The organism is Acinetobacter sp. 226 (assembly GCF_048147925.1).
GTDB lineage: Bacteria > Pseudomonadota > Gammaproteobacteria > Pseudomonadales > Moraxellaceae > Acinetobacter > Acinetobacter pecorum.
The window spans coordinates 1-23,509 of the sequence record NZ_JAYWYX010000001.1 but is presented as its reverse complement, the minus strand read 5'-3'; the positions used below and the strand labels follow the sequence as shown (position 1 = coordinate 23,509).

20 protein-coding genes are annotated in these 23,509 nt (G+C 43.1%); 13 read left to right on the top strand and 7 right to left on the bottom strand.

Annotated features, from left to right (window positions below; all coding sequences use genetic code 11):
- The first annotated feature begins 10 nt into the window (after nucleotides 1-10).
- Together aliB and aliA are read left to right on the top strand one after the other, a co-directional pair.
- Nucleotides 11-1,168: a cyclohexanecarboxyl-CoA dehydrogenase gene (gene aliB, locus VXP95_RS00100; protein WP_416711083.1), complete on the top strand. Its 1,158-nt coding sequence runs from the start codon at nucleotides 11-13 to the stop codon at nucleotides 1,166-1,168.
- A 48-nt stretch (nucleotides 1,169-1,216) separates the two neighbouring features.
- Nucleotides 1,217-2,884, top strand: coding sequence for a cyclohexanecarboxylate-CoA ligase (gene aliA / locus VXP95_RS00095; RefSeq protein WP_416711081.1), 1,668 nt, complete (start codon nucleotides 1,217-1,219; stop codon nucleotides 2,882-2,884).
- 110 nt (nucleotides 2,885-2,994) lie between these two features.
- Here aliA and VXP95_RS00090 read toward each other — a convergent pair whose 3' ends face one another.
- Complete coding sequence (locus tag VXP95_RS00090; RefSeq protein ID WP_064101540.1) at nucleotides 2,995-3,672, bottom strand: type 1 glutamine amidotransferase domain-containing protein; 678 nt, start codon at nucleotides 3,670-3,672, stop codon at nucleotides 2,995-2,997.
- Nucleotides 3,673-3,841: 169 nt separating this feature from the next.
- The gene (locus VXP95_RS00085; RefSeq protein ID WP_064101539.1) at nucleotides 3,842-4,726 is read right to left on the bottom strand and encodes a LysR family transcriptional regulator; all 885 of its coding nucleotides are present in this window, start codon (nucleotides 4,724-4,726) and stop codon (nucleotides 3,842-3,844) included.
- A 177-nt stretch (nucleotides 4,727-4,903) separates the two neighbouring features.
- Here VXP95_RS00085 and VXP95_RS00080 point away from each other — a divergent pair, with 177 nt between their 5' ends.
- The 6 genes from VXP95_RS00080 to VXP95_RS00055 all read left to right on the top strand — a co-directional run bounded on the left by VXP95_RS00080 (nucleotide 4,904) and on the right by VXP95_RS00055 (nucleotide 12,138).
- Nucleotides 4,904-6,433: a CoA-acylating methylmalonate-semialdehyde dehydrogenase gene (locus VXP95_RS00080; protein ID WP_416705641.1), complete on the top strand. Its 1,530-nt coding sequence runs from the start codon at nucleotides 4,904-4,906 to the stop codon at nucleotides 6,431-6,433.
- An 11-nt stretch (nucleotides 6,434-6,444) separates the two neighbouring features.
- Nucleotides 6,445-7,335, top strand: coding sequence for a 3-hydroxyisobutyrate dehydrogenase (mmsB, locus tag VXP95_RS00075; RefSeq protein ID WP_416711079.1), 891 nt, complete (start codon nucleotides 6,445-6,447; stop codon nucleotides 7,333-7,335).
- 86 nt (nucleotides 7,336-7,421) lie between these two features.
- Nucleotides 7,422-9,071 carry an AMP-binding protein gene (locus VXP95_RS00070; RefSeq protein ID WP_416711078.1) on the top strand — a complete coding sequence of 550 codons (1,650 nt, stop codon included), beginning with the start codon at nucleotides 7,422-7,424 and terminating at the stop codon, nucleotides 9,069-9,071.
- A 59-nt stretch (nucleotides 9,072-9,130) separates the two neighbouring features.
- Nucleotides 9,131-10,258 (top strand): acyl-CoA dehydrogenase family protein, encoded by a 1,128-nt coding sequence (locus tag VXP95_RS00065; protein WP_416711076.1) that lies wholly within the window; start codon nucleotides 9,131-9,133, stop codon nucleotides 10,256-10,258.
- A gap of 19 nt (nucleotides 10,259-10,277) precedes the next feature.
- Nucleotides 10,278-11,051 carry an enoyl-CoA hydratase gene (locus VXP95_RS00060; RefSeq protein WP_416711074.1) on the top strand — a complete coding sequence of 258 codons (774 nt, stop codon included), beginning with the start codon at nucleotides 10,278-10,280 and terminating at the stop codon, nucleotides 11,049-11,051.
- A gap of 25 nt (nucleotides 11,052-11,076) precedes the next feature.
- Complete coding sequence (locus tag VXP95_RS00055; protein WP_416711073.1) at nucleotides 11,077-12,138, top strand: enoyl-CoA hydratase/isomerase family protein; 1,062 nt, start codon at nucleotides 11,077-11,079, stop codon at nucleotides 12,136-12,138.
- Between the two features lie 85 nt (nucleotides 12,139-12,223).
- On the opposite strand, the gene VXP95_RS00050 is transcribed toward VXP95_RS00055, so the two are convergent.
- Entirely contained in the window at nucleotides 12,224-12,394 is a 171-nt protein-coding gene (locus VXP95_RS00050; RefSeq protein WP_004280276.1) for a hypothetical protein, read from the bottom strand.
- A gap of 212 nt (nucleotides 12,395-12,606) precedes the next feature.
- Nucleotides 12,607-13,476 (bottom strand): SDR family oxidoreductase, encoded by an 870-nt coding sequence (locus tag VXP95_RS00045; protein WP_416680141.1) that lies wholly within the window; start codon nucleotides 13,474-13,476, stop codon nucleotides 12,607-12,609.
- A gap of 661 nt (nucleotides 13,477-14,137) precedes the next feature.
- Between VXP95_RS00045 and VXP95_RS00040 the strand changes: the two genes are divergently transcribed.
- The 5 genes from VXP95_RS00040 to VXP95_RS00020 all read left to right on the top strand — a co-directional run bounded on the left by VXP95_RS00040 (nucleotide 14,138) and on the right by VXP95_RS00020 (nucleotide 20,211).
- Entirely contained in the window at nucleotides 14,138-14,911 is a 774-nt protein-coding gene (locus tag VXP95_RS00040; RefSeq protein WP_064096798.1) for a glucose 1-dehydrogenase, read from the top strand.
- 289 nt (nucleotides 14,912-15,200) lie between these two features.
- Entirely contained in the window at nucleotides 15,201-16,253 is a 1,053-nt protein-coding gene (locus VXP95_RS00035; protein WP_416711072.1) for an NAD(P)-dependent alcohol dehydrogenase, read from the top strand.
- Nucleotides 16,254-16,527: 274 nt separating this feature from the next.
- Nucleotides 16,528-18,213 carry a phosphoethanolamine transferase gene (locus tag VXP95_RS00030; RefSeq protein WP_416680139.1) on the top strand — a complete coding sequence of 562 codons (1,686 nt, stop codon included), beginning with the start codon at nucleotides 16,528-16,530 and terminating at the stop codon, nucleotides 18,211-18,213.
- 1 nt (nucleotide 18,214) lies between these two features.
- A complete protein-coding gene (locus VXP95_RS00025; RefSeq protein WP_191730716.1) occupies nucleotides 18,215-18,886 on the top strand; it encodes a response regulator transcription factor in 672 nt (223 codons plus the stop codon).
- Nucleotides 18,887-18,891: 5 nt separating this feature from the next.
- A complete protein-coding gene (locus VXP95_RS00020) occupies nucleotides 18,892-20,211 on the top strand; it encodes an ATP-binding protein (protein ID WP_416711071.1) in 1,320 nt (439 codons plus the stop codon).
- 50 nt (nucleotides 20,212-20,261) lie between these two features.
- Here the strand turns inward: VXP95_RS00020 and VXP95_RS00015 are convergent, their stop codons facing one another.
- The 3 genes from VXP95_RS00015 to VXP95_RS00005 form a co-directional block, all read right to left on the bottom strand.
- The gene (locus VXP95_RS00015) at nucleotides 20,262-20,948 is read right to left on the bottom strand and encodes a phosphatase PAP2 family protein (RefSeq protein ID WP_416711070.1); all 687 of its coding nucleotides are present in this window, start codon (nucleotides 20,946-20,948) and stop codon (nucleotides 20,262-20,264) included.
- Nucleotides 20,949-20,986: 38 nt separating this feature from the next.
- Nucleotides 20,987-21,373, bottom strand: coding sequence for a diacylglycerol kinase (locus VXP95_RS00010; RefSeq protein WP_064096803.1), 387 nt, complete (start codon nucleotides 21,371-21,373; stop codon nucleotides 20,987-20,989).
- A gap of 672 nt (nucleotides 21,374-22,045) precedes the next feature.
- Nucleotides 22,046-22,546 (bottom strand): Hsp20 family protein, encoded by a 501-nt coding sequence (locus VXP95_RS00005; protein ID WP_064101534.1) that lies wholly within the window; start codon nucleotides 22,544-22,546, stop codon nucleotides 22,046-22,048.
- Nucleotides 22,547-23,509 lie beyond the last annotated feature (963 nt).

The following is a 23,509-nucleotide window of genomic DNA, read 5'->3' as shown; positions in this document are numbered from 1 at the left end:
AGACTGATCCATGAAAAAGAATCCTTATATCACTGAAGAACTCGAGTTTCTGGCAGAAACGGCAGAAAAATTTGCCCAGAAATATATTGCTCCCGGTTTTCTGGAACGTGATCAAAGCCGAGTCTTTGACCGTGATCTGGTCAAAAAGATGGGCGAAATGGGCTTTATTGCACCTGAACTTCCGGAACAGTACGGCGGTCAGGACATGGGCAGACTGGCGGCTGGAATTATCCATGAAGCCATTGCCAAAGCGGATTTAAGTTTCTCCTATATCAACCTGCTTGCTTCCCTAAATGGCCAAATTCTGGCCGAACATGGGCAGCCTGAAGTGGTTGAGCCTTGGCTGAAAAAACTCACTGCAGGCGAGGCTATCTTTTCAATAGCTTTGACCGAGCCGCGTGGTGGTTCAGATGCAGCGAATTTACGTTTAAAGATTGAACGTGATGGCGATGAATATGTCATTAATGGTGAAAAAACTTCGATTTCTGCGGCCGATCAGGCAGATGCTTCGGTGGTTTTTGGCCGCACTGGCGCCAATGAAGATGGTGCGCATGGCGTGACAGCGCTCTTGGTTCCGATGAATTTACCGGGCATCTGTACCACACGTTTTGACTGTCATGGTCAGCGCGCGATCGGTCGCGGTTCAATCTTTTTTGACAATGTTCGTGTGCCAGTCAATCACCGTCTAGGGGATGAAAACAAAGGTTTTGTGCAGGTGATGCAGGGCTTTGATTTTTCTCGTGCTCTGATCGGTTTACAGGTTTTGGCCGTTGCCCGGGTGAGTCTGGATGAAGCCTGGGAATATGCCGCGCAACGCGAAGCTTTTGGTCAGCCATTGACTGCTTTTCAGGGAGTTTCGCATCCACTCGCTGAATACGAAACTCAGGTTGAAGCTGCACGCTTACTTTGCCTGCAAACCTTATGGCTGAAAGACAATCATCTGCCCCATACCTCTGAAGCAGGCATGTGTAAATGGTGGGGGCCAAAACTGGCCTATGATGTAATTCATCAATGTCTGTTGACTTTTGGTCATGCCGGTTACGATCGCGGTGTGATGGAACAGCGGATGCGGGATGTACTCGGTTTCCAGATCGGTGATGGAACAGCACAAATCATGAAAACGATTATTGCGCGGCATAAGGCAGGACGTAAGGCTGTACCAGCTTAAGGAAAATAAGCACAGGCCTGAACTAAAATTATAATGAGGAGTAAGCGAATGGATTTCGATGCGGTTCTGATCCCGGCCAGAAAAGAGGCTATGCTTAAACAGGGACACTGGTTAAACCAGACAATACTCGATTTTTTACGCAGTGCCGTAGAAAGGAATCCGGACAAAATAGCGTTGGTAAGCGTTAAGGTTGAGAATCAAACTGAACAGACTTTCAGCTATCAGCAGCTTTGGGACATGACCAATAACATTGCGCTGGGTCTGAAACAGCTGGGTGTAGCAAAAAATGACGTGGTGTCTTGCCAGCTACCGAACTGGTGGGAACTTACCTTGCTTTACCTGGCGTGTAGCCATATCGGTGCCGTGCTCAATCCGCTTATGCCGATCTTCCGTGAACGTGAACTGGAATTCATGCTCAAACATGGTGAATCCAAAGTTTTTGTTGTACCGAAAATGTTCCGCAATTTTAATCATGAACAGCTGGCCAATCAGCTGCAAAACAAACTGGAAAGCTTGAAGCATGTAGTGGTGGTCAATGGTGAAGGCGAAAATAATTTTGATCGCCTGTTGCTCAATCATGGACTGGAACAAGATGCTTCAGCAGTTGCTGCGATGGATGGACTGGAATCTGGCCCGGATGACATTACCCAACTGATCTTTACCTCAGGCACGACCGGTGAACCGAAAGGGGTGATGCATACCGCCAATACTTTATTTTCCAATATTGTGCCTTATGCGAAGCGGCTACATTTAACTGAAAATGATGTGGTGTTAATGGCGTCACCTATGGCGCACCAGACCGGTTTTATGTATGGCCTGATGATGCCAATTCAGCTGAATACCAAAGTGGTGTTACAGGATGTCTGGGACGTAGCCAAAGCCGTAGATCTGATTCATCAGCATCAGGTGAATTTCACCATGGCCTCGACCCCATTCTTGAATGACCTGTCCAATACCGTGGCGGAACAGCATGACAAGGTTGATTCACTGAAAATTTTCCTGTGTGCCGGCGCACCCATTCCAGGTCCATTGGTGCAAAAAGCCCGGGAAATTCTGGGTGTTAAAGTCATATCAGCCTGGGGTATGACTGAATGTGGTGCGGTGACGCTAACCCGACCTGAGGATGAAGATGAGCGCTCTTTCAATACTGATGGCATCGCTTTACCAGGCGTGGAAATCAAGATCGTGGATAAAAAAGGTCAGAGCAAAGCCGTGAATGAATCCGGTCGTTTGATGATCCGTACCTGTTCAAATTTTGGCGGATATCTAAAACGGCCCCATTTAAATGATACAGATGCCGAAGGCTGGTTTGATACTGGCGATATTGCCTTTCAGGACGAGCAGGGCTATATCCGGATTTGTGGACGTAAGAAAGATGTGATTATTCGGGGCGGGGAAAATATTCCGGTCGCAGAAATTGAATCATTGCTGTATAAACATCCGAATATTGCAACAGTGGCTTTAGTGGCTTATGCAGATGAGCGAATGGGCGAGCGTGCCTGTGCAATCATCAAGCTGAAAGATCCGGCTCAACCTTTGAGCTTCAATGAACTGGTAGAGTTCCTGAAAACCCATAATCTGACTATGCAATATCTTCCAGAACGTTTGGAGATCTGGGCTGAAATTCCGATGACGCCATCCGGGAAAATCCAGAAATTTAAACTCAGAGAATTACTGGCTCAGCATATTGCCTCAACGGCAGTTGAAGCGAACTAAATCTGGGAATAAATAGATAAATTAAACCCTGAATAATATTGCCTTATTCAGGGTTTTTCTTGTTCAAAGAAAATGATTCTAAAGGTTTAATACAAACTTTAGAATCATGTCTACTTTAATAATTTTAATAAAGCTTCAGCCGTTGCAGCAGAAGAGGCGGGGTTTTGTCCAGTAATGAGCAGACCATCTTGTTGCACGTATACCTGCCAGTCCTCAGTTTTAGAATATTTCCCACCTTTTTCTTTCAGCATGTCTTCAACTAAAAACGGAACAATGTCTGTCAAACCCACGCCGTCTTCTTCGGTATTACTAAAACCGGTGACTGTCTTGCCTTCTACAATCGAACGGCCTTCGGCATCTTTCACATCACGCAGTACACCTGGTGCATGACAGACCAGCGCAACAGGTTTATCTGCCTGCAAGGTTTGCTCAATTAAAGAAATGGAATTCTGGTCTTTGGCCAGATCCCATAGTGGTCCATGACCACCCGGATAGAACACGGCATCAAAATCCTGATTTAAGACTTCACTCAACTTATGTGTATTGGCAAGAGCCTGCATAGCCACTTCATCTGCTTCAAAGCGTTTGGTGGTTTCGGTTTGCGCATCCGGCTCATTACTTTTCGGATCTAGTGGTGGCTGACCACCTGCAGGAGATGCCAAAACTACCTCTGCGCCTGCATCAACAAAGGTGTAATAGGGTGCAGCCAGTTCTTCCAGCCAGAAGCCGGTTTTTTTGCCAGTATCACCCAGCTGGTCATGTGAAGTCAGTACCATCAAGATTTTCATATTATTTTCCTGTATCTCGTTAAACATCGTGAATAATCGACTGTTAATTTAACAAGCCACAGAGGTCAGGAGTGTTGTGATACGTTCATTTGCTGTATCGATACGTTGTTAATTCAGTTGATTTAACTTAAAGAGGTGACTCTATATACAGCACAGTTGTATTTAATATTCATCTACCCATTAACAGATCTTGCTGAAGATCAGCCTGCTTGCGCAGGAAATCCCAGACCAGTTTTATTTTTGGTTCATGTTGCAGATCGACCAGCGTTAGCATCCAGAAAGTGTGGGTAAAACTGAGCTGATGACCCAGCACCTCTTTCAGTTCACTTTTATCATTGACCAGAAATTTCGGCAAAATGGCCAGTCCAGCGCCTGCACGCACGGCAATTTCCTGCGCCAGAATGCTGTTACTGCGAAAACAGGCACTGACTTGCAGTGGAAGACGCTCTAGCGAATAGAGTGCAGTGCTATAGACCAGATCATCAATATAATCGACAAAACGGTGCTGCTGGAGGTCTTCCAGTTTTTTAATTTCCGGATTTTGCTGTAAATAATGCTGACTGCCATACAGTTTCAGGCAGTAATTGGTCAGTCGGGTAATGATATAGGGTCCAGATTTGGGCCGGTCAATCGCAATCACAATATCGGCTTCTCGATGTGAAAGTTTAATCGCCTTCGGCACCGGAATCAGGTCAATGGTCAGCAAAGGATAATGTTGGGAGAATTCTGCCAAAAGACGAGCTAAAAATGCTGTACCAAAACCTTCTGGTGCACCAATTCTGACCCGTCCCTGCAAGGGATTATGGCGCTTGTCAATCTGGATAAAGGACTGTTCCATCTGTTCGACCCGTGGCACCAGTGCCAGCCCTTCTGCAGTCAGTTCATAACCTGTCGCTTCACGCTTGAATAGTTGCGTCCCTAGGGTATTTTCGAGGGCCTGAATCCGCCTTGCTACCGTACTGTGTTCCACTCCGATCAAGCGTGCGGCATTGGTGAGCGTTTTAGCACGTGCCAAAACCAGAAAAAAGCGTAAATGATCCCAATCTACTTTCATTTTCTATTTAACGTCCTGTTAAATCCCTGTGCATATTTGCACAACCATCGTGCATCAATTTCTATTGGTGGTCAAAGTGTTCTTTGTTAGTCTGCTAAAACAGCGCAAAAATTATACGTTAAATAAAAGCCATTAAAGGCTCACACAACGACAATAACAAACCAGCACGGAGCGATCATGAACGCTATTTCTCATCCCCAGCAAAGTACCGGATTCACTACCGCAAAACTCCTGATTAATGGTGAATTTGTCGAATCAAAAACCAGCCATTGGCAAGATATTGTCAATCCTGCCACTCAGGAAGTCTTGGGTCAGGTGCCTTTTGCCACTGCTGAAGAAGTCAATGCAGCGATTGAGGCTGCACAAAATGCCTTTGCCAGCTGGCGCCAAACCCCGATTCAGGCACGTATGCGGATTATGCTGAAATTGCAGGATCTGATCCGTACTAACTTAAAAAGTATTGCCCAGGTCTTAACAGCAGAACAAGGCAAAACCCTGGCCGATGCCGAGGGTGATATCCAGCGTGGTCTGGAAGTGGTCGAGCATGCCTGTTCAATCGGTTCATTACAGATGGGTGAGTATATTGAGGGCGTGGCACGCGGTGTCGATACCTATACCTTGCAGCAACCACTGGGTGTCTGTGCAGGGATTACGCCGTTTAACTTCCCGGCGATGATTCCACTCTGGATGTTCCCAATGGCGATTGTCTGCGGCAATACCTTTGTCTTAAAGCCTTCTGAACAGGATCCATTGTCGACCATGATGCTGGTTGAACTGGCGATTCAGGCAGGTGTACCGGCGGGTGTGCTCAATGTGGTGCATGGCGGCAAAGAAGTGGTCGATCAATTGTGTACCCATCGCGATATCAAAGCGATTTCTTTTGTCGGTTCGACCGCAGTCGGCACGCATGTCTATAACCTCGCGGGCCAGCACGGAAAACGTGTGCAGTCGATGATGGGCGCCAAAAACCATGTGGTAGTGATGCCAGATGCCAATAAAGAACAAACCTTAAATGCGTTGGTCGGTGCAGCTTTTGGCGCCGCTGGTCAGCGTTGTATGGCACTTTCAGTGGCGGTGATGGTCGGTGAGACCAAGCACTGGGTCGATGAACTGGTCAATAAAACCAAAACTTTACAGGTGAATGCCGGGCATGAACCGAATACCGATGTTGGACCAGTGATTTCAACCCGTGCCAAAGCACGTGTCATCGATTTAATTCACAGCGGTGTCGAACAAGGTGCTGAACTGCTGCTGGATGGCCGTGATGTACAGGTTCCAGGCTATGAAAAAGGCAATTTTGTCGGGCCAACGATTTTTAATCAGGTTACGACCAATATGCGCATTTATAAAGAAGAAGTATTTGGTCCAGTACTGGCCATCATGTATGTCGATACTTTAGAGCAGGCAATTGCGCTGATTAATGCCAATCCATTTGGTAATGGCGTTGGACTGTTTACCCAAAATGGTAATACTGCGCGTACCTTCCAGAACCAGATTGATATCGGTCAGGTGGGCATTAACATTCCAATTCCTGTCCCTGTCCCTTTTTTCAGCTTTACCGGTTCACGCGGTTCAAAACTGGGGGATCTAGGTCCTTATGGCAAACAGGCGGTGCAGTTCTATACCCAGACCAAAACCATCACCAGCCGCTGGTTTGAAGATGATCAGGAAAATAGTGGTGTGAATACCACAATCAGTCTGCGTTAAGGAGCATCAGTATGAAGATTGCATTTATCGGTTTAGGCAACATGGGTGGTCCGATGGCGCAGAATCTGCTCAAGGCGGGTCATCAGGTTTTTGGTTATGACTTAAGTGCAGTGGCTTTACAGCATTTTTCAGAAGCGGGCGGTGTAGTCTGCGACAGTCCACAAGCTGCCGCGAAGCAGGCGGAGATCGTGGTCAGTATGTTGCCCGCAGCCAAGCATGTGCGTGAAGTCTATTTAGGTAAAAATGGTATTTTAGAGGTACTTCAATCGGGCAGTTTGTGTATCGACAGCAGCACCATTGATCCGCAAACCATTCAGGAGGTTGCCGCAGCAGCGCAAGCCAAACAGATTCGCGTCTGTGATGCACCGGTATCCGGCGGCACTTTAGGTGCCAAAGATGGCACTTTAACCTTTATGGTCGGTGCAGATGATGCCACCTTTGAGGCCGTCAAACCGGTTCTCGGTTGTATGGGTAAAAATCTGGTGCATTGTGGGGCGGTGGGAACAGGACAGGTAGCAAAAATCTGTAATAATCTGATTCTGGGCATTTCCATGACTGCTGTTGCAGAAGGAATGGCGCTCGGAGCCAAACTGGGTATTGATCCACAGGCTCTGGCTGGCGTGATCAACAGTTCCACCGGACGTTGCTGGAGTTCTGAAATTTATAATCCGTGGCCCGATATTTGTGTCAATGCGCCGTCATCGCGAGGTTATACCGAAGGTTTTGCCGCACAATTGATGCTCAAAGATTTAGGTTTGGCTGTCGATGCAGCGCAGCAGGTGGATCAGCCGGTGGTACTCGGTAGCATGGTACAGAAACTCTATCAACAGCTCTGTCAGGAAGGCGATGCCCATCTGGACTTCTCCAGCATTATGCATCAATACACCACGCCAATTGCTTAAAACTTAAAAGATTCAGATGGAGCAAGGATTCGCTTCAATAACTACACCTTGTCATTAATAACGATAAATTCAGGCTGAGGTTTAACATGTTAGATTATCAAACAACGGTTCAAGACTTTGATTTAAATACGGTTGCAAGCCAGTTTCTCTCCGGTTCAATGCAGGCAGTGAATGCCTGTTATGAATGCTGTGACCGTCATGCCAATTCCGATGCCATTGCCTTGTACTGGCATGGTAAAGATGGCCGTAAAGAAAAATATAGCTTTGCCGAGCTCAAAAAATACTCCAGCCAGTTTGCCAATTTTCTTAAGTCTCAAGGCATTGGTAAAGGTGATCGTGTTTCCGGATTATTACCGCGTACGCCGGAGCTGATCATTACCATTTTAGCGACCTGGCGGATTGGTGCAGTCTATCAACCGTTATTTACTGCCTTTGGTCCCAAAGCCATCGAGCATCGCATTCAGCTGGCGCAAAGCAAGCTGGTGGTGACTGATCTGGCGAATCGGGACAAATTATCCGAAATTAGCAACTGCCCGGCGATTGTGACGGTACATGCCGAAACCGAGGCAGAACGCTATCCGCACGACCTAAGCTTCTGGACGGTATTAAACCGTCAGGCTGAAGCTTGTGAGCTGGAAATCCTGAATGTTGATGATCCATTTTTATTGATGTTTACCTCGGGTACCACCGGACCGGCGAAACCGCTTAAAGTGCCGTTAAAAGCACTGATTGCTTTTGCAAGCTATATGCAAAATGCCATTGGTCTAACTCCTGAAGACGCGTTCTGGAATATTGCTGATCCCGGCTGGGCCTACGGTTTGTATTACGCGATTATTGGTCCCTTAATGCTTGGACATTCGACCTTGTTTTATGAAGGCGGTTTTAATGCCGAAAGTGTCTGCGAAATTGTTAAGGAATATGGCATTACCAATCTGGCTGGCGCACCGACTGCTTACCGCATGATGATGGCAGCCGATCCTGCTCAAATGGCAAAACTGCGCGGCAAGTTACGTGCCGTCAGCAGTGCGGGAGAACCGTTAAATCCGGAAGTGATCCGCTGGTTTAAAGAGGTACTGGATGTGCCGATTTATGACCATTATGGCCAGACTGAAGTCGGGATGGTGGTGTGTAATCATCATGCCCTGGAACATCCGGTCCGTTCAGGTTCGGCAGGCTTTGCCAGCCCGGGTTACCGGATTGCCGTTGTCGATGAACAGGGGCATGAATTAGCAGCTGACATCCCGGGCATCCTGGCAGTGGATATCAGCCAGTCCCCAATGATGTGGTTCTCTGGCTATGAAGAAAGCCGTAAATCTCCCTTTGTCGGCCACTACTATTTAACGGGTGATACCGCGGAAATTCATGCTGATGGCAGTATGAGTTTTGTCGGCCGTAGTGATGATGTCATTACAACGTCAGGCTATCGGGTGGGTCCATTTGATGTGGAAAGTGCCTTGCTGGAACACGATGCGGTGATTGAAGCTGCGGTGATTGGCGTGCCTGACCCCGAGCGCACTGAAGTGATTAAAGCTTTTGTGATCCTGGCGAATAACTTTACAGCTTCGGCCCATCTGGAAGAAGAGCTGGGTCAATTTGTGAAAAAGCGTTTATCTGCGCATGCCTATCCACGCCTGATTGAATTTGTGACTGAATTGCCGAAAACTCCAAGCGGTAAAATTCAACGCTTTTTACTCCGGAATCAGGAAATCAATAAACAGCAATCTAAAACTGCATAGGCTCATAAAGCCAGCAGATTGAATAAGAAGACCAAATAAAGAGATTGAAGGAAGCATCGATGCAACTAACGGAAGAGCAACAACTGATTCAGGATATAGCCAAAAGCTTCGCCCAGGAACAGATTAAACCCTTTGCCGGCGAGTGGGATCAAAAAGGTATCTTTCCCAAAGATGCATTGGCCCAAATGGGAGAGCTGGGTTTTTTAGGTATGCTGATTCCCGAGGAATGGGGCGGCTCGGGTACAGGTACACTGGCTTATGTTCTGGCCTTAGAAGAAGTCGCTGCGGCCGATGGTGCAACATCCGCGATTATGAGCGTACATAACTCGGTGGGTTGTGTGCCGATTTTCAAGTTCGGCACAGAAGAGCAAAAGCAGCAATTTTTAAAGCCTTTGGCTCAAGGTGAAATGATTGGGGCCTTTGCGCTGACCGAACCGCATACAGGATCGGATGCTGCCGCGATTAAAACCCGAGCGGTCAAGGAGGGCGATCATTACATTCTGAATGGCGCCAAACAGTTCATTACCTCAGGCCACAATGCCGGGATGATTATTGTGTTTGCTGTGACTGATCCAGCTGCGGGCAAAAAAGGCATGAGTGCATTTTTAGTGCCGCGAGATACACTCGGCTATGAAGTCATTCGGGTCGAAGAAAAACTGGGCCTGCATGCTTCGGATACCTGTCAGATTGCCTTAACCGATGTCCGCATTCATGAAAGTTTAAGACTCGGTGCCGAAGGTGAAGGTTTAAAAATTGCCTTGGCCAATCTGGAAGGTGGACGGATCGGCATTGCGGCACAGGCTGTGGGTTTGGCGCGTGCCGCATTGGAAGAAGCAACGGCCTATGCGCATGACCGCGTGGCTTTTGGCAAACCGATTTTTGAGCAGCAGGCGATTTCTTTCCGCTTGGCCAGTATGGCCACCGAAATTGAAGCTGCACGGCAACTGGTACATTTTGCAGCACGCAAAAAAGAAGCCGGTGAAGCCTGTTTAACTGAAGCTTCCATGGCCAAGCTATTTGCTTCAGAAATGGCAGAACGCGTCTGTTCCAAAGCGCTGCAGATTTTTGGTGGCTACGGTTATCTTAAAGATTTTCCGATTGAGCGGATTTATCGCGATGCGCGGATTTGTCAGATTTATGAAGGCACCAGCGATATTCAGCGTCTGGTGATTGCACGCAGCCTCTAATTTTAAAAGGACTTATTTCATGCAGTGGCAAACGATTTTATTAGAACAACGTAATGGTGTCGGGCTGATTACTTTAAACCGTCCGCAAGCATTAAATGCACTGAATAACCAGCTGATTGTTGAAATGAATCAGGCACTGGATCAACTAGAAAAAGATCCGGCAATTGGCTGTATTGTGATTGCCGGTTCGGAAAAAGCTTTTGCTGCCGGTGCCGATATTAAGGAAATGGCAGATCTGAATTTTCCACAAATTTATCTGGATGATTTTTTCAGTCTGGCCGATCGAATTGCCCAGCGCCGTAAACCTTTAATTGCCGCAGTGAGTGGCTATGCCTTGGGTGGTGGTTGTGAGCTGGCATTGATGTGCGACTTTATTTACTGCGCCGACAATGCAAAATTTGGTTTGCCTGAAGTCACCTTAGGCGTGTTGCCGGGCATTGGCGGTACCCAGCGTTTAACCTTGGCGATTGGTAAGGCCAAAGCCATGGAAATGTGCCTGACGGCACGGCAGATGGGGGCGCAGGAAGCGGAACAAAGTGGTTTGGTGGCTCGGGTATTTGCCAAGGAAGAATTGCTGGAACAAACCCTGCAAGCTGCCGAAAAAATTGCTGAAAAGTCGCTTACTGCCGTGATGATGATTAAAGAATCAATTAATCGGGCCTTTGAAGTGAGCCTGGCTGAAGGCCTGCGCTTTGAACGCCGGGTATTCCATTCCATTTTTGCAGGTTCCGATCAAAAGGAAGGCATGCAAGCCTTTGTGGAAAAACGGCCAGCCAAATTTACCCATCAATAAGAAATTCATACCAGGAACAAAAATAATGAGTGATGAAAATAATTTAGCGATTCGGGTCGCAGGAGGTCTGGGCATCATCAGCCTGGACCGCACCAGCCATTTAAATGCCTTAACCTTGCCAATGATCCAGGGCATTCAGGCGCAACTCAATCAGTGGCGCCATGAGCCAGAAGTGCAAGCCATCCTGATCAATTCCAACAGTCCCAAGGCCTTCTGTGCCGGAGGAGACATCCGTTATCTGTATGACAGCTATCAGGCCGGCAATACCCGGTATCAGGATTTTTTTGCCACTGAATATAAGATGCTGAGCACCTTGCGTAATTTTCCAAAGGCCGTGATCGTGATGATGGATGGCTATGTACTGGGAGGCGGCTTTGGACTGGCTGAGGCCTGTCATATCAAGGTCGCCAGTGAAAAATCACGTTTTGCCATGCCAGAAACCGCGATTGGTTTTTTCCCTGATGTCGGTGCAACCCATTTTCTGTCCCGACTGGATGAAGTCGGTGTCTATATGGCATTGACCGGTGAGCAGATCAGTAGCAGTGATGCACTGTATCTGGATCTGGTGGATTATCATGTGCCGAGTGAGCGTTTTGCTGAACTGGAAGCGGCATTGATTGCAGCGCCGGTATTAAACCCGATGGAGATTCAAAAGATTATTAGTTCCTATATTACGCATCCTGTAGAAAGCGAGCTACAAAAAAGTATAGAGCATATTAATCAGCATTTTGGCTATCAACACCTCGAGGAGATTGAACAGAGTCTTGCTCATACAAGTAATTCAACCGATCAGGAATGGGCTAGTAAAATGCTGGCAATTTTGCAGCAGCGTCCGGTCATGGCCAAGCAAACCAGCTTGAAGTTACAGCAAGCCGGACAGAATTTGTCGCTAGAAAAATGCATGCAGTTAGAACGCGACTTGCAAGATGTCTGGTTAGAGCAGGGCGACTTTATTGAAGGGGTTCGTGCGCTGATTATTGATAAGGACAAAAATCCGCAGTGGCGAACCGAGAATGCAGAATTTGAACAAACACTGGAAAAGCTCTGGCCAGCATGGACTCAGCAGCATATCGAAAACATTACTTAAAGCTGATGCTAAAAGACTCTCTATAATTTAATTATAGAGAGTCTTTAGATGTGTCCTATTATAACGTCATGAATATGAATTTTGCTTAATGAGACGTTTTCTTTTTCTTGCCGCCGCCGTCTTGTTTATTGACCGTCGACCAAGCAATACGTTCGGCTTCTTCTTCAGAATGCCCACGCTCTTTTTCGCTTTCTTCAATATGTTCAGCCTGCCGTTTCTGCTTATCGGTATAGGCTGATTTGTCACCTCTAGGCATTTTTATATCCTCCTCAGGTTTGACTGAAATTACTATAACAAGGGCTGGTTTCTATGAAGGTAAGTATTTGTTTGACTTATTTTATAAAAGAAAAATAGGATCTAGAAAATGTTTTATACACTAATGTTTAAAAAGATTTCGTAAAAATATATGTCCTGAAATCAAGGAGATGAAGATAACGGTCAGCTAGAACCATTATCTTCTTTGCTTGATTAGCCGTTAATAATACTGCCGCCATTCACATGAATCACCTGGCCTGAAATATAACTGGCTTCTTCACTGGCCAGGAATAAATAGGCTGGTGCCACTTCACTTGGCTGCCCCATACGGCCCATTGGGGTCTGTTTACCGAAATCCTCAAGTTGATCTTCGTCAAAGCTGCTTGGAATTAACGGTGTCCAGATTGGGCCAGGTGCTACACCATTAACTCGAATTCCAGTTTTATTTTTCAACAAATTGGTAGATAAGCTACGGGTAAAGGATGTAATAGCACCTTTCGTACTTGCATAGTCAATTAACTGGTCATGCCCATGATAACTGGTGATACTGGTAGTATTGATGATGCTATCACCGGCTTGCATATGCGGAATCACTGCCTGAGTCAGATAAAACATGGATAGAATATTCACGTTGAAAGTTTTAAATAATTGTTCAGGTGAAATATCGGTAATACTTTCTTGCGGATACTGAACCCCTGCATTATTGACCAGAATATTGATGGTTTTAAATTCCTGTAGGGTCTGTTCAACCATTTTCCTGATTTCTTCTTGATCCTGTAAGTCACATTTAATCAGCAGGCATCGTTGCCCTTCATTTTCCACCATTTTTTTAGTGTCCAGCGCATCGCGATCTTCATCCAGATAACAAATAGCGATATCAGCACCTTCACGGGCAAATAGGACCGATACAGAGCGGCCAATCCCGCTATCACCACCGGTAATCAAGGCAACCTTGCCTTTTAATTTTTCGCTGCCTTTATATTGCGGTTTTATCACTTCCGGTGCAGGATTCATTTCATTTTGTGCACCCGGCTGATGGTCTTGTTTTTCACTTGAAGCTGGGCTTTCAGGATAATGATTCATATCTTTTCCAATTCCAATGATTTTAGCCATATGAGAACAAAATATATTAGTGGCTTTTGGAAAAAATAAGATTGCATTCAACATTTCATAACAGAATGTATTCGAGATTTATCAATTATTCATCCAGATTATCATTGGTCTAATAACTTAATTACATTAAATAAAGATATATAAATATTATGAGAGGAGATACGTTTTATTTGATGTCGGCCCATTGCCCGTACAACTTCAAGCAAATCATGATCGACTTCTTTTGGGTAATCCTCTGTAGCTTATCTCTTATGCGTTGCATAGATAATAAAAAGTGCAAAAATAAAAGTCTTTATTGAAACCAGACTGAATAAAATACATTTTCCATAACAATTTTCTTTGATATTTAAATGAAAGTTATACTAATTATTTTAATAAGATGGAATATTTTAAAATAGAAGAATCCTAAAGAATAATAATCTTAAAAATAAATAATATTCGTGTATTAAATTGATATTATTTTTATGAATAAAATTGATATTTATAAGTAAAAATTACAATTACACCTACTATTACAATTAAAAATAAATTCTAAAGTAAATATATTACTTTTAGAGTGCTGAAAATTTATGATAGGGAAAAATCTTAACCTCATAAAGTTATATGACAATGTATTAATACGAGGTATCTCATGCAAAACTCTCTAATAGATTTAACAGGAAAAGTGGCTTTGGTTACGGGAGGGGCGGCAGGGATTGGCCATGCCTGTGCTCTTACTCTTGCTCAGGCGGGAGCTAAAGTCATGATTGCGGATTTAAATCAGGAGAAGGCTAAACAGGCTGCTCAAGAAATCCATGAAAAAACAGGAGGTGAAGTCCAGTGTGTAGCCTGTAATATTCTGGAAGATGATGACCTCGTAAACGCCGTAGAAACCACCCGAAATACTTTTGGAGCTATCCATATATTAGTAAATAATGCGGGCGGTGGAGGTGGTGGCCGGGAATCACCTTCAAAAATTACAGTTGACGACTTTATCAGAGACTTCAAATTAAATGTATTTGCAGCCTGGCGACTTTGCCAACTGGTTGTTCCTTATATGAATGAAGCCGGATACGGCTCAATCGTCAATATTACCTCAATGAGTTCCATTAATAAAAGCCCAGCCATGAGTGGCTATGCCTCTTCAAAAGCTGCCCTTAATCATATGGGCGCTAACTTGGCCCATGATTTTGGGCCTATCGTCAGAATTAATGCCGTTGGGCCAGGAGCAGTACGTACTGCTGCATTAGCAAAAGTACTTACGCCGGAAATTGAAAAAAAAATGTTAGCTCATACTCCTTTACAACGACTGGGTGAAGCTGAAGATATTGCAAACGCAGTATTATTTTTTGCTTCTCCAATGTCTTCCTGGGTTTCTGGGCAAACATTGTTTGTAAATGGTGGGGGAGAGCAAACTCTTGACTAATTTTTAAAATATAAAATTATTATAGTATTTTAATGATTTATTTTATAAAGATTGGATGAGATGTTATTTTCAGGCTTAAGATAAACGGACTGATTGATCATTTTTAATGAAAATTCAGTCTATATTTTAAAGCCATCAGATCAGACATAAACTTTTTGATTTTTATACTATTTTAATAATACCAGTCCTTGATTTTTTATTGAAATTTTAGCGACTATTCAAAATTAATACTTCAGGATAAATATTTATTTATCAGATTTTATCCTGACCACAATATACGAGAAAAAATATGAACACCGAAGTATTGGGATATGCCGCACATTCATCACAAAGCCCTTTAGTACCTTTTAAGTTTGAACGCCGAACGCCACGTGAAGATGATGTGGTGATCAAAATTGAATATTGTGGTGTCTGTCATTCCGATTTACATCAGGTTAGAAATGACTGGGGATTTAGTTTTTATCCCATAGTTCCAGGTCATGAAATAGTAGGACGCATCATATCGACGGGTTCTGGAGCTAAAAAATATAAAGAGGGTGATCTGGTAGGAATTGGCTGTATGGTCGATTCATGTCGTACCTGTTCAGCCTGTCATTCAGGATTAGAACAGTATTGTGAACAAGGAAATATTCAGACCTATGGCAGCCTGGATCGTTATGACCAGCAGCCTACTTATGGCGGTTACTCACAAATAATTGTTTGTAGTGAAGATTTTGTATTGAAAGTACCTGAAAATCTGGATACTAAAGCTGTGCCTCCACTTCTGTGTGCAGGCATTACCACCTGGTCACCTTTACGTCACTGGAATATTGGCAAGGGCAGTAAAGTAGCGGTTGTGGGCTTAGGTGGTTTGGGACATATGGCAATTAAGCTGGCCAATGCCTTGGGCGCAGATGTGACCTTATTTACCCGTTCAGTCAATAAAGAGGGGGATGCAAAAAAATTAGGTGCCCATCAGGTAGTGCTATCCACAGATGAAGCTCAAATGAATTCCATCGCGAATCAGTTTGATTTAATTATAGATACGGTACCTTACAACCATGACTTGGAGTCATATATTCCAACATTAACTTTAGATGGGACCATCGTTCTGGTGGGATATCTGGGAGAGATTCGTGCAAATTCAGTTCCACTGATCATGGGAAGAAGATCAATTGCCGGTTCTGTAATTGGCGGAATTAAGGAAACTCAGGAGTTACTAGATTTCTGTGGGGAGCATAATATTGTTGCTGATGTGGAAATGATTGAAATGCGCAATATCAATGAAGCTTTTGAACGCATGTTAAAGAGTGATGTGAAATACCGTTTTGTGATCGATATCAAAACTTTAGTCGAAAATTAATTCTGGTTTTTCTGCTCTATATCCTCTTATGTGCGAACAACCTTATCAAGGTTTGACTTGTAATCCTTACGTATATATATGATAGTTTGAAAAGACATCCAAAAATAATTGGATGCTCTTTTTATACCTGAAGCATCTAAAACAGGTTGATTAATAGTGACAGACTATTAAACGATTGAAATCAAAAAATATATTGTGAATATACATCTCTTTAAGCCATTTTTAAGATTCAAATTATAAGCTGAAACATCTTAAAGTCTTTGAGCCATGGATTATGCTGAAGCTATTTTCCCATTCTTATTTTTTTAGTCAACAACCGAAAAAGTCGATCAGTCTTTTAGGTTTTAACGTGTTGCTGGCTATTTGGCTGGGATTGATCCTAAACTTTGCTTTCTATCAGAAAATCCATGAATTTACGCCTTATACCAATCTAAAAGCAGGTCTGTTACTGGCTGCCACGGCACTGATCATTATTGCGTTTTACAATCTGATATTACAGTGGCTGAACTGGAAATGGAATGCCAAAATACTGGCCAGTGTCCTGATCATTATAGGTGGTTTTAGTGCTTATTTTGTTAATAGTCTAGGGGTCGTTATTACGCCTGACCAGATCCAGAATATGCTGCAAACCGATGCCCGTGAAGTTCGAGATCTCTGGTCAATGCGACTGGTCATCTGGACATTGGTGTTTGTGATTTTTCCCCTCTGCGTTGTGTGGATACTGAAAATTAAGCCTGCATCGCTTGGACATCAGCTAGTGCATAAGAGCCTGAGCAGTGTGCTCTCAGCCGGTTTAATTCTGGGATTGTTATACTGTTTTTATATCGATTATGCAGCGATCTTCCGAGAACATCGCGATCTGAAAGGCATGCTTTCGCCACAAAACAGCATTGCGTCTACTTTGTCTTATTATAAAAAGAAAGCACCTAAAGCAAATTTGCCTTTGGTGGTTTTCGGCGAAGATGCACATCTGTTACAGCAGGCCCAAATGCAGGATCATCCTAAATTGATGGTGCTGGTTGTGGGAGAAACTGCACGTGCCGAGAGTTTCGCTTTAAATGGCTATACGCGCAATACCAATCCTGAACTGAGCAAGTTAGCGGTGATTAATTTCAATCAGGTCAGCTCCTGTGGAACTGCAACAGCCGTTTCAGTCCCTTGTATGTTTTCGGGCATGTCACGTGAAACCTATGATGAACAGTTAGCCAGCCACCGAGAAGGTTTACTGGATATTGCGCAGCGCGCCGGGTATCAGGTGACCTGGATTGATAATAATTCGGGCTGTAAAGGTGCCTGTGACCGGGTACAAAAATACCAGATTCCGGCACAACTGAAACAGAAGTGGTGTGATGCCGGTGGTGAATGTTTTGATGAAATCCTAGTGGATAGCCTGAAAGATTATCTGGCACATCTGGATAAAAACAACCCGACCCCACAATTAATTGTACTGCATCAGATGGGTAGTCATGGCCCCGCATATTACAAGCGTTCCAAAGCGCCATATCAGCCATTTCAACCGACCTGTAATACCAATGCCATTCAGGGCTGCAGTACAGAAGAATTAAAGAATAGCTATGATAATTCGATTGTATATACAGACCATGTTCTTGCCCAGATCATTGAAACTTTAAAGCAGCAAACTCAATATCAAACCGGTTTCTGGTACCTGTCTGATCATGGAGAATCCACCGGAGAGCATGGTTTATACCTGCATGGTGCTCCTTATAGCATGGCGCCCACTCAGCAAACCCATATCCCAATGCTGATGTGGTTTTCCGATACCTGGCAACAGTACCATGCCCGGCAGCTAAGCTGTTTAAAAACACAGACCGGACAGGCACGCAGTCACGACCATCTTTTCCCCAGCTTATTAAGTATGCTGGATATAAAAACGCAAGTGATTGAAGCTAAAAATGATATGCTTGCACAATGCTCATCATCATTAAAAAACAGAGCTTGAGATGCATAAAATACTGATTATTGAAGATGACTTTATGATTGCCGAGTCGACTGAAACATTGCTTAAACTGCATCAGTTTGAGGTGTACTGGGTCAATAATGGGATTGAGGGTTTAAAACAGTTACAGCAGCAGGTCTACGATATTGTCCTGCTCGATTTAGGCTTGCCGATGATGGATGGCATGCTGGTGCTAAAGAATATCCGGCAGAAGTTTCCTAATTTACCGGTACTGATTATCTCCGCTCGGGATCAATTACAAAACCGGGTAGATGGGCTGAATCAGGGAGCAGATGATTACTTGATTAAACCCTATGAGTTTGAGGAACTGCTGGCCCGTATTCATGCCTTAATGCGACGTGCCGGCTTCAAAAATACTGGCACACATATCGATAAGAAGTTAGCACACAGTGGGCTGGAGCTGGACCTGGAACAGCACATCGCATGCTTTAATGATGAACCGATCGAGTTGTCTAATCGGGAATGGTCTATTCTCACTGCACTGCTCATGCATCCTAGCAAAATTTTTTCTAAAAACGATTTAGAAGACAAGCTTTATGATTTTGATAGTGATGTCAGCAGTAATACGGTAGAGGTCTATATTCATCATCTGCGGGCAAAACTAGGAAAAGACTTCATCCGCACCATACGTGGGCTAGGGTATCGCTTAGGATGAGCGCCATGCAAAAACGTTATTCCTTGCAAAAACGTCTGGTTATTTATATTTCATTATTTAGCCTGGTATTAGGCTGTGTGCTGATCTTTGCAGCCTACCGGATTGCACTCGAAGAAATTAATGAAGTACTGGATAAACAGATGCAAAGTCTGGCAGAGCGCATTGCAGAAAATCATCCGCAGCCCCTGCAGAGTCAAATCGATCTGGCAAAACAGTACGGTGAAGAAGATTTATTTGTAGATATCTGGTCCTATACAGATACAGCCACTTCCTTGCATCCTCACAATGTTCTGGTTGCACCGGTCAGGAAAGCAGGTTTCTACAAGCATCAAACGCCGTATGGAACCTGGTTAACTTATATTATTCCTGGTAAGCAATTACAGATTCAGGTGAGCCAGCAGCAAAATGTCCGGCAGGAACTTGCTCTGGAACTGGCAGCCAATATGTTTCTTCCCTATGTGCTTTTTTTACCTTTTGCATTATTCGGTTTAGGCTGGATGATCCGGAAAAATTTTCAGCCTCTTAATGATTTTAGAACTGAATTGGCCAGCCGCAAGGCACAAGATTTAAAGCCGATTGCAATGAAAGATTATCCCCTGGAGCTGGAACCGACCATTCAGGAAATGAATCACCTGTTCGGTCGAATTTCTCTGGCCCAACAGGAACAACGTCAATTTGTGGCGGACTCTGCACATGAGTTACGTACGCCACTCACGGCCTTGAATTTACAGCTACAAATTTTGCTACAGCAATTTCCGCAAAGTAAGTCTATCCATAACTTGAGCCAAGGCATTTTGCGCATGCAGCATCTGGTTAACCAGTTATTAAGTCTCGCCAAACAGGATGTAAGCGAAGGTTTAAGTGAGCCGGTTCAATTGCTGTCACTGAATCAGATGACTGTCACTTGTATCGAAGAACTGATTCAGTTGGCACTGCAAAAAGAGATAGATTTAGGGGTGGAGCAGCAGCAGGAACTGTTGATTCAGGGCCAGGCTTCGGCCTTGCATTCAATTATTTATAACCTGATCGATAATGCGATTAAATATAGTCCGAAGGATGGCGTAATTAACGTATCGATTTTCCAGCAAGGCCAGCAGGCAGTTTTACAGATCGAAGATAGCGGAACCGGGATTGATACGGCTCAATTCAATCAGATTCGGCAACGCTTCTACCGGATACATAATCATGCAGAAATTGGCAGTGGTTTGGGTTTGTCTATTGTAGATAAAGCCACCGAACGCCTGGGTGGAACGCTCGAATTTTCCCGAAGTCTCAATCTGGGTGGCCTTTGTGTCCAGGTCAATTTTCCTTTAGCCGAAGCCTAATGAGATAGGCTTCGGATTATTTTGGCGTTGAGGCTGTTTGATTTAACATGCTAAAGAACAGTTTCTTCTATCTCTAATTTGTGGCTAAACAGCGCATAGCCGATAACATTCAGGCACCAGATAATCCAGCCAGTCCAAAGGTTATGACTCAGGAAATGCGCTCCACGCATCATTTGTGCCCAGCCCATGGCTAATCCTAAAATTACTGCAGCGATCAGAAAGAAATAAGCCCGCTTGGGATTAGACATACGATAAACAAAATAGCCAGCCACCAAGGCAAAACCGCTAGAGGCATGCCCCCCAGGAAAACAGTGGCCAGCAGTAGCACTAAAATCCCATAAAATACCATCATAAGTGGGAATAACCATATTCCAGGGACAGGCATGGGCCGACTGGGATTTTAAAATTCCGATCGAGGCTGTGGTCACTGCCACCATGCTAAAGAAATAGCCAAATTCCCAGCGGCGTGTATGCCAGTTCTGCCATTTTAGTGATACCTGCCAGCCCAGAAATAATAGGATATACACCAGAATCAGCATGTCTTTAACATAACGGTGATTAAGTTCTGCCAGCGCCCAGTGTTGTCGCAGGGGAAATTGACCGTGATCATCGATAAAGGGGTAGATAAGCTGTAAATCAAGCACTCCTCCAATATCAAAGAAGTTCAAAAGAACCAAAAAACTGAATATCAAAAGTAAGGTTTGGGTCAATAAAAACCGGGAACGGTCAGTGATCATTTTTAATGGCCCATTTCAGGCAGTAGCAGGCGCAGTGGTCAAATCGAATGACCAGCCAAAATGATGCCCCAAGTCACTGTAATTAGACTGAGTGCTACAAACTGGGCAGCACTGCCCATGTCCTTGGCATTTTTAGACAGCTCATGCCGTTCCATGGAAATACGGTCTACCACAGCTTCTATGGCTGAGTTAATCAGTTCAATGATCAGTGCCAATAGACAAACAGCCACCATGAGTGCTTGCTCAGCTGGACTAACCGAAATCCAAAAGCTTAATGGAATCAAAATAAGGTTGATGAGCAGGATTTGCCGAAAGGCGGCCTCATTTTGAAAGGCTGTTTTAAAACCAGCCAGGGAATAACGTGCTGCATTCAAAATACGCAGGATTCCCGAGGTACCTTTATAAGGTGATCGGTAGGAGGACATAGAACGGATTCGGTCAATCAGAGATGAAGTAAAGCATAAATTTCCAAGCTTAAAACTCTCTTAAAAAATCCAAGGCCTTATAGAATTTTTATACATGGTGTTTACATTTTTTTGCGCGAAATTAAGCGATTTTTAAGCTTGGACTTTTATATTAAGACTGAAGTGAGATGTCGTGTTGATATAGTTCCCCTAGAGTAGCAGGTCGCCAATTCTTTTAGGCACCTGCTTTTTTTTAGCTTAAATAAATTATGAGTAAAAAAATTGGCAATAAACAGCTAGCATAAAGCCCGGCCGAGCCTGCTCAAAACAGCGTTACGTGCGGACACCGTAAATCTGAATAAATCAATGTGCCATGAAGTCCAGACCAGTGAAAGCCAGAGTTTAAGAATTGACAGCCAAATTGAACGATTTGTTGTTGTGATCAATTGAGTGATATTAATCACACTTTCTTATAAGTCAGTGATCGGATTTATGAAATTTAGGGGTGATTATCTTGTTAAAAAGTGATCTAATCAGTCTCACAATAACAATAAATAATTATAAAAAATCAGAGGTAGGGAAGATTTAACTCTCTAATTCTTGAACATAAAAAGAATTAAAATAAAGAATTAGAGAGTTATGCTTTTCCTGACAGATGAGTCCTAAGCTACACCAGGAACCGAAAATTTTAAGTTATTCCGCTTTAGACTGTGATTGAGATTCCGAGTTAGAGTCTGCTTTAGAGTCATCTAACATCTTCTGTTCATTAGACTTACGCCCAATTGGAATTTGACGTGACATATTTTCTTCATCAATGTTGCGTTTCAAGTCTATGGTTAGTAAACCATTTTCATAATTGGCCTGTTGTACTTCCATATTATCATCTAAACGCAGCGATAGTTTGAATGACCGCTTAGAGATTCCTTTATGTAAAAATTCAACCGTAGATTCTGAGCTTTCTTCTTCAACATTCCCAGTTATAACCAATAATTGATTTTCTACATTAATTTGAAGCTGATCTTCATTGAATCCTGCCGTAGCAACAGAAATGCGATAATCATTTTCTCCTACCTTTTCAACATTATAATAGGGATAATTAGGCGTAACTGTTTGCAGGGCATAGTCGAATAAATCATTGAAACGATCAAAACCCATGCTTCTGCGTAATAGTGGTGAAAGATTTGAATTGCTCATCAAAAGTTCTCCAAAAAAATATTAGAACCAGTATTTTTATACTGATATTCATAGATTTAATAAATACAGATAGAAAGCAACATCTAAAAATATTAGATTGCCTTTAATTAATATAGGGTAATAATATTTATACTCAATAATTTTAATGTTTAATAAAACATAATTTTGTAATAAATCTTATTAAATAAGATTTATTAAATTCCCTATTGAATTTAAAAATTTATTTAAAAAAATTTTGTTAATTTTATTCATTTAAATCAATAGCTTTAATCTTAAATAAATATTTATTAAAATATTAAAAAATAATTTTTTATTATTATCAATAATTTAATTAAATATAGATCTCGATTTTATATAAAAAATTATTTCCAATGCACTCACATTTATTTATTTTTAAAAAAAGATGATGGCCTACAAAACATTCGTATCTAAAAATAAATCGGAATTTTTATTCAACACTTTAATTAATAAATAATATTAATTTTAAAATAAACAAATGTCTTATCATTATAATTATTATTAAATTAATTTTTTATATTTAAAAAATCACGACTTGAGTTTCTTGGTTTTTATTTTATAATTTATATTACTCTACATACTATAAGATGTAATTAAAGCAATACTTTTCTTTTAAATCTGCATTCTTAGCGAGTAAACCAAAGCCCTGATGAGGGAGGAAAAATATCCTCATTTTTTTGCAATATCTTTTTATACATACGAATCGGAACGACTTAATCCAAAAATGATGGGGAAGTTGGTGAAATTGGTCTAGCTCATAAGAGTGAAGTGAACGTGGCTATATTAATACAGCAATTACTGGCTCACTTAACAAGGAGTGGTTGGAAACTCAGTTACTGTCTGTTCAGCAAGCAACGCTCATAGTTTTTAGGACTTACGCATTGACGGATTTAAAAAAGTCTCAAACTACTTTATAACGTATCTGTGATCAGACGAACTAAACAT

Excerpts from the sequence above, each read along its gene's own strand:
- aliB (WP_416711083.1), top strand. The coding sequence starts at position 11 with ATGAAAAAGAATCCTTATATCACTGAAGAACTCGAGTTTCTGGCAGAA.
- aliA (WP_416711081.1), top strand. The coding sequence starts at position 1,217 with ATGGATTTCGATGCGGTTCTGATCCCGGCCAGAAAAGAGGCTATGCTT.
- VXP95_RS00090 (WP_064101540.1), bottom strand. The coding sequence starts at position 3,672 with ATGAAAATCTTGATGGTACTGACTTCACATGACCAGCTGGGTGATACT.
- VXP95_RS00085 (WP_064101539.1), bottom strand. The coding sequence starts at position 4,726 with ATGAAAGTAGATTGGGATCATTTACGCTTTTTTCTGGTTTTGGCACGT.
- VXP95_RS00080 (WP_416705641.1), top strand. The coding sequence starts at position 4,904 with ATGAACGCTATTTCTCATCCCCAGCAAAGTACCGGATTCACTACCGCA.
- mmsB (WP_416711079.1), top strand. The coding sequence starts at position 6,445 with ATGAAGATTGCATTTATCGGTTTAGGCAACATGGGTGGTCCGATGGCG.
- VXP95_RS00070 (WP_416711078.1), top strand. The coding sequence starts at position 7,422 with ATGTTAGATTATCAAACAACGGTTCAAGACTTTGATTTAAATACGGTT.
- VXP95_RS00065 (WP_416711076.1), top strand. The coding sequence starts at position 9,131 with ATGCAACTAACGGAAGAGCAACAACTGATTCAGGATATAGCCAAAAGC.
- VXP95_RS00060 (WP_416711074.1), top strand. The coding sequence starts at position 10,278 with ATGCAGTGGCAAACGATTTTATTAGAACAACGTAATGGTGTCGGGCTG.
- VXP95_RS00055 (WP_416711073.1), top strand. The coding sequence starts at position 11,077 with ATGAGTGATGAAAATAATTTAGCGATTCGGGTCGCAGGAGGTCTGGGC.
- VXP95_RS00050 (WP_004280276.1), bottom strand. The coding sequence starts at position 12,394 with ATGCCTAGAGGTGACAAATCAGCCTATACCGATAAGCAGAAACGGCAG.
- VXP95_RS00045 (WP_416680141.1), bottom strand. The coding sequence starts at position 13,476 with ATGAATCATTATCCTGAAAGCCCAGCTTCAAGTGAAAAACAAGACCAT.
- VXP95_RS00040 (WP_064096798.1), top strand. The coding sequence starts at position 14,138 with ATGCAAAACTCTCTAATAGATTTAACAGGAAAAGTGGCTTTGGTTACG.
- VXP95_RS00035 (WP_416711072.1), top strand. The coding sequence starts at position 15,201 with ATGAACACCGAAGTATTGGGATATGCCGCACATTCATCACAAAGCCCT.
- VXP95_RS00030 (WP_416680139.1), top strand. The coding sequence starts at position 16,528 with ATGCTGAAGCTATTTTCCCATTCTTATTTTTTTAGTCAACAACCGAAA.
- VXP95_RS00025 (WP_191730716.1), top strand. The coding sequence starts at position 18,215 with ATGCATAAAATACTGATTATTGAAGATGACTTTATGATTGCCGAGTCG.
- VXP95_RS00020 (WP_416711071.1), top strand. The coding sequence starts at position 18,892 with ATGCAAAAACGTTATTCCTTGCAAAAACGTCTGGTTATTTATATTTCA.
- VXP95_RS00015 (WP_416711070.1), bottom strand. The coding sequence starts at position 20,948 with ATGATCACTGACCGTTCCCGGTTTTTATTGACCCAAACCTTACTTTTG.
- VXP95_RS00010 (WP_064096803.1), bottom strand. The coding sequence starts at position 21,373 with ATGTCCTCCTACCGATCACCTTATAAAGGTACCTCGGGAATCCTGCGT.
- VXP95_RS00005 (WP_064101534.1), bottom strand. The coding sequence starts at position 22,546 with ATGAGCAATTCAAATCTTTCACCACTATTACGCAGAAGCATGGGTTTT.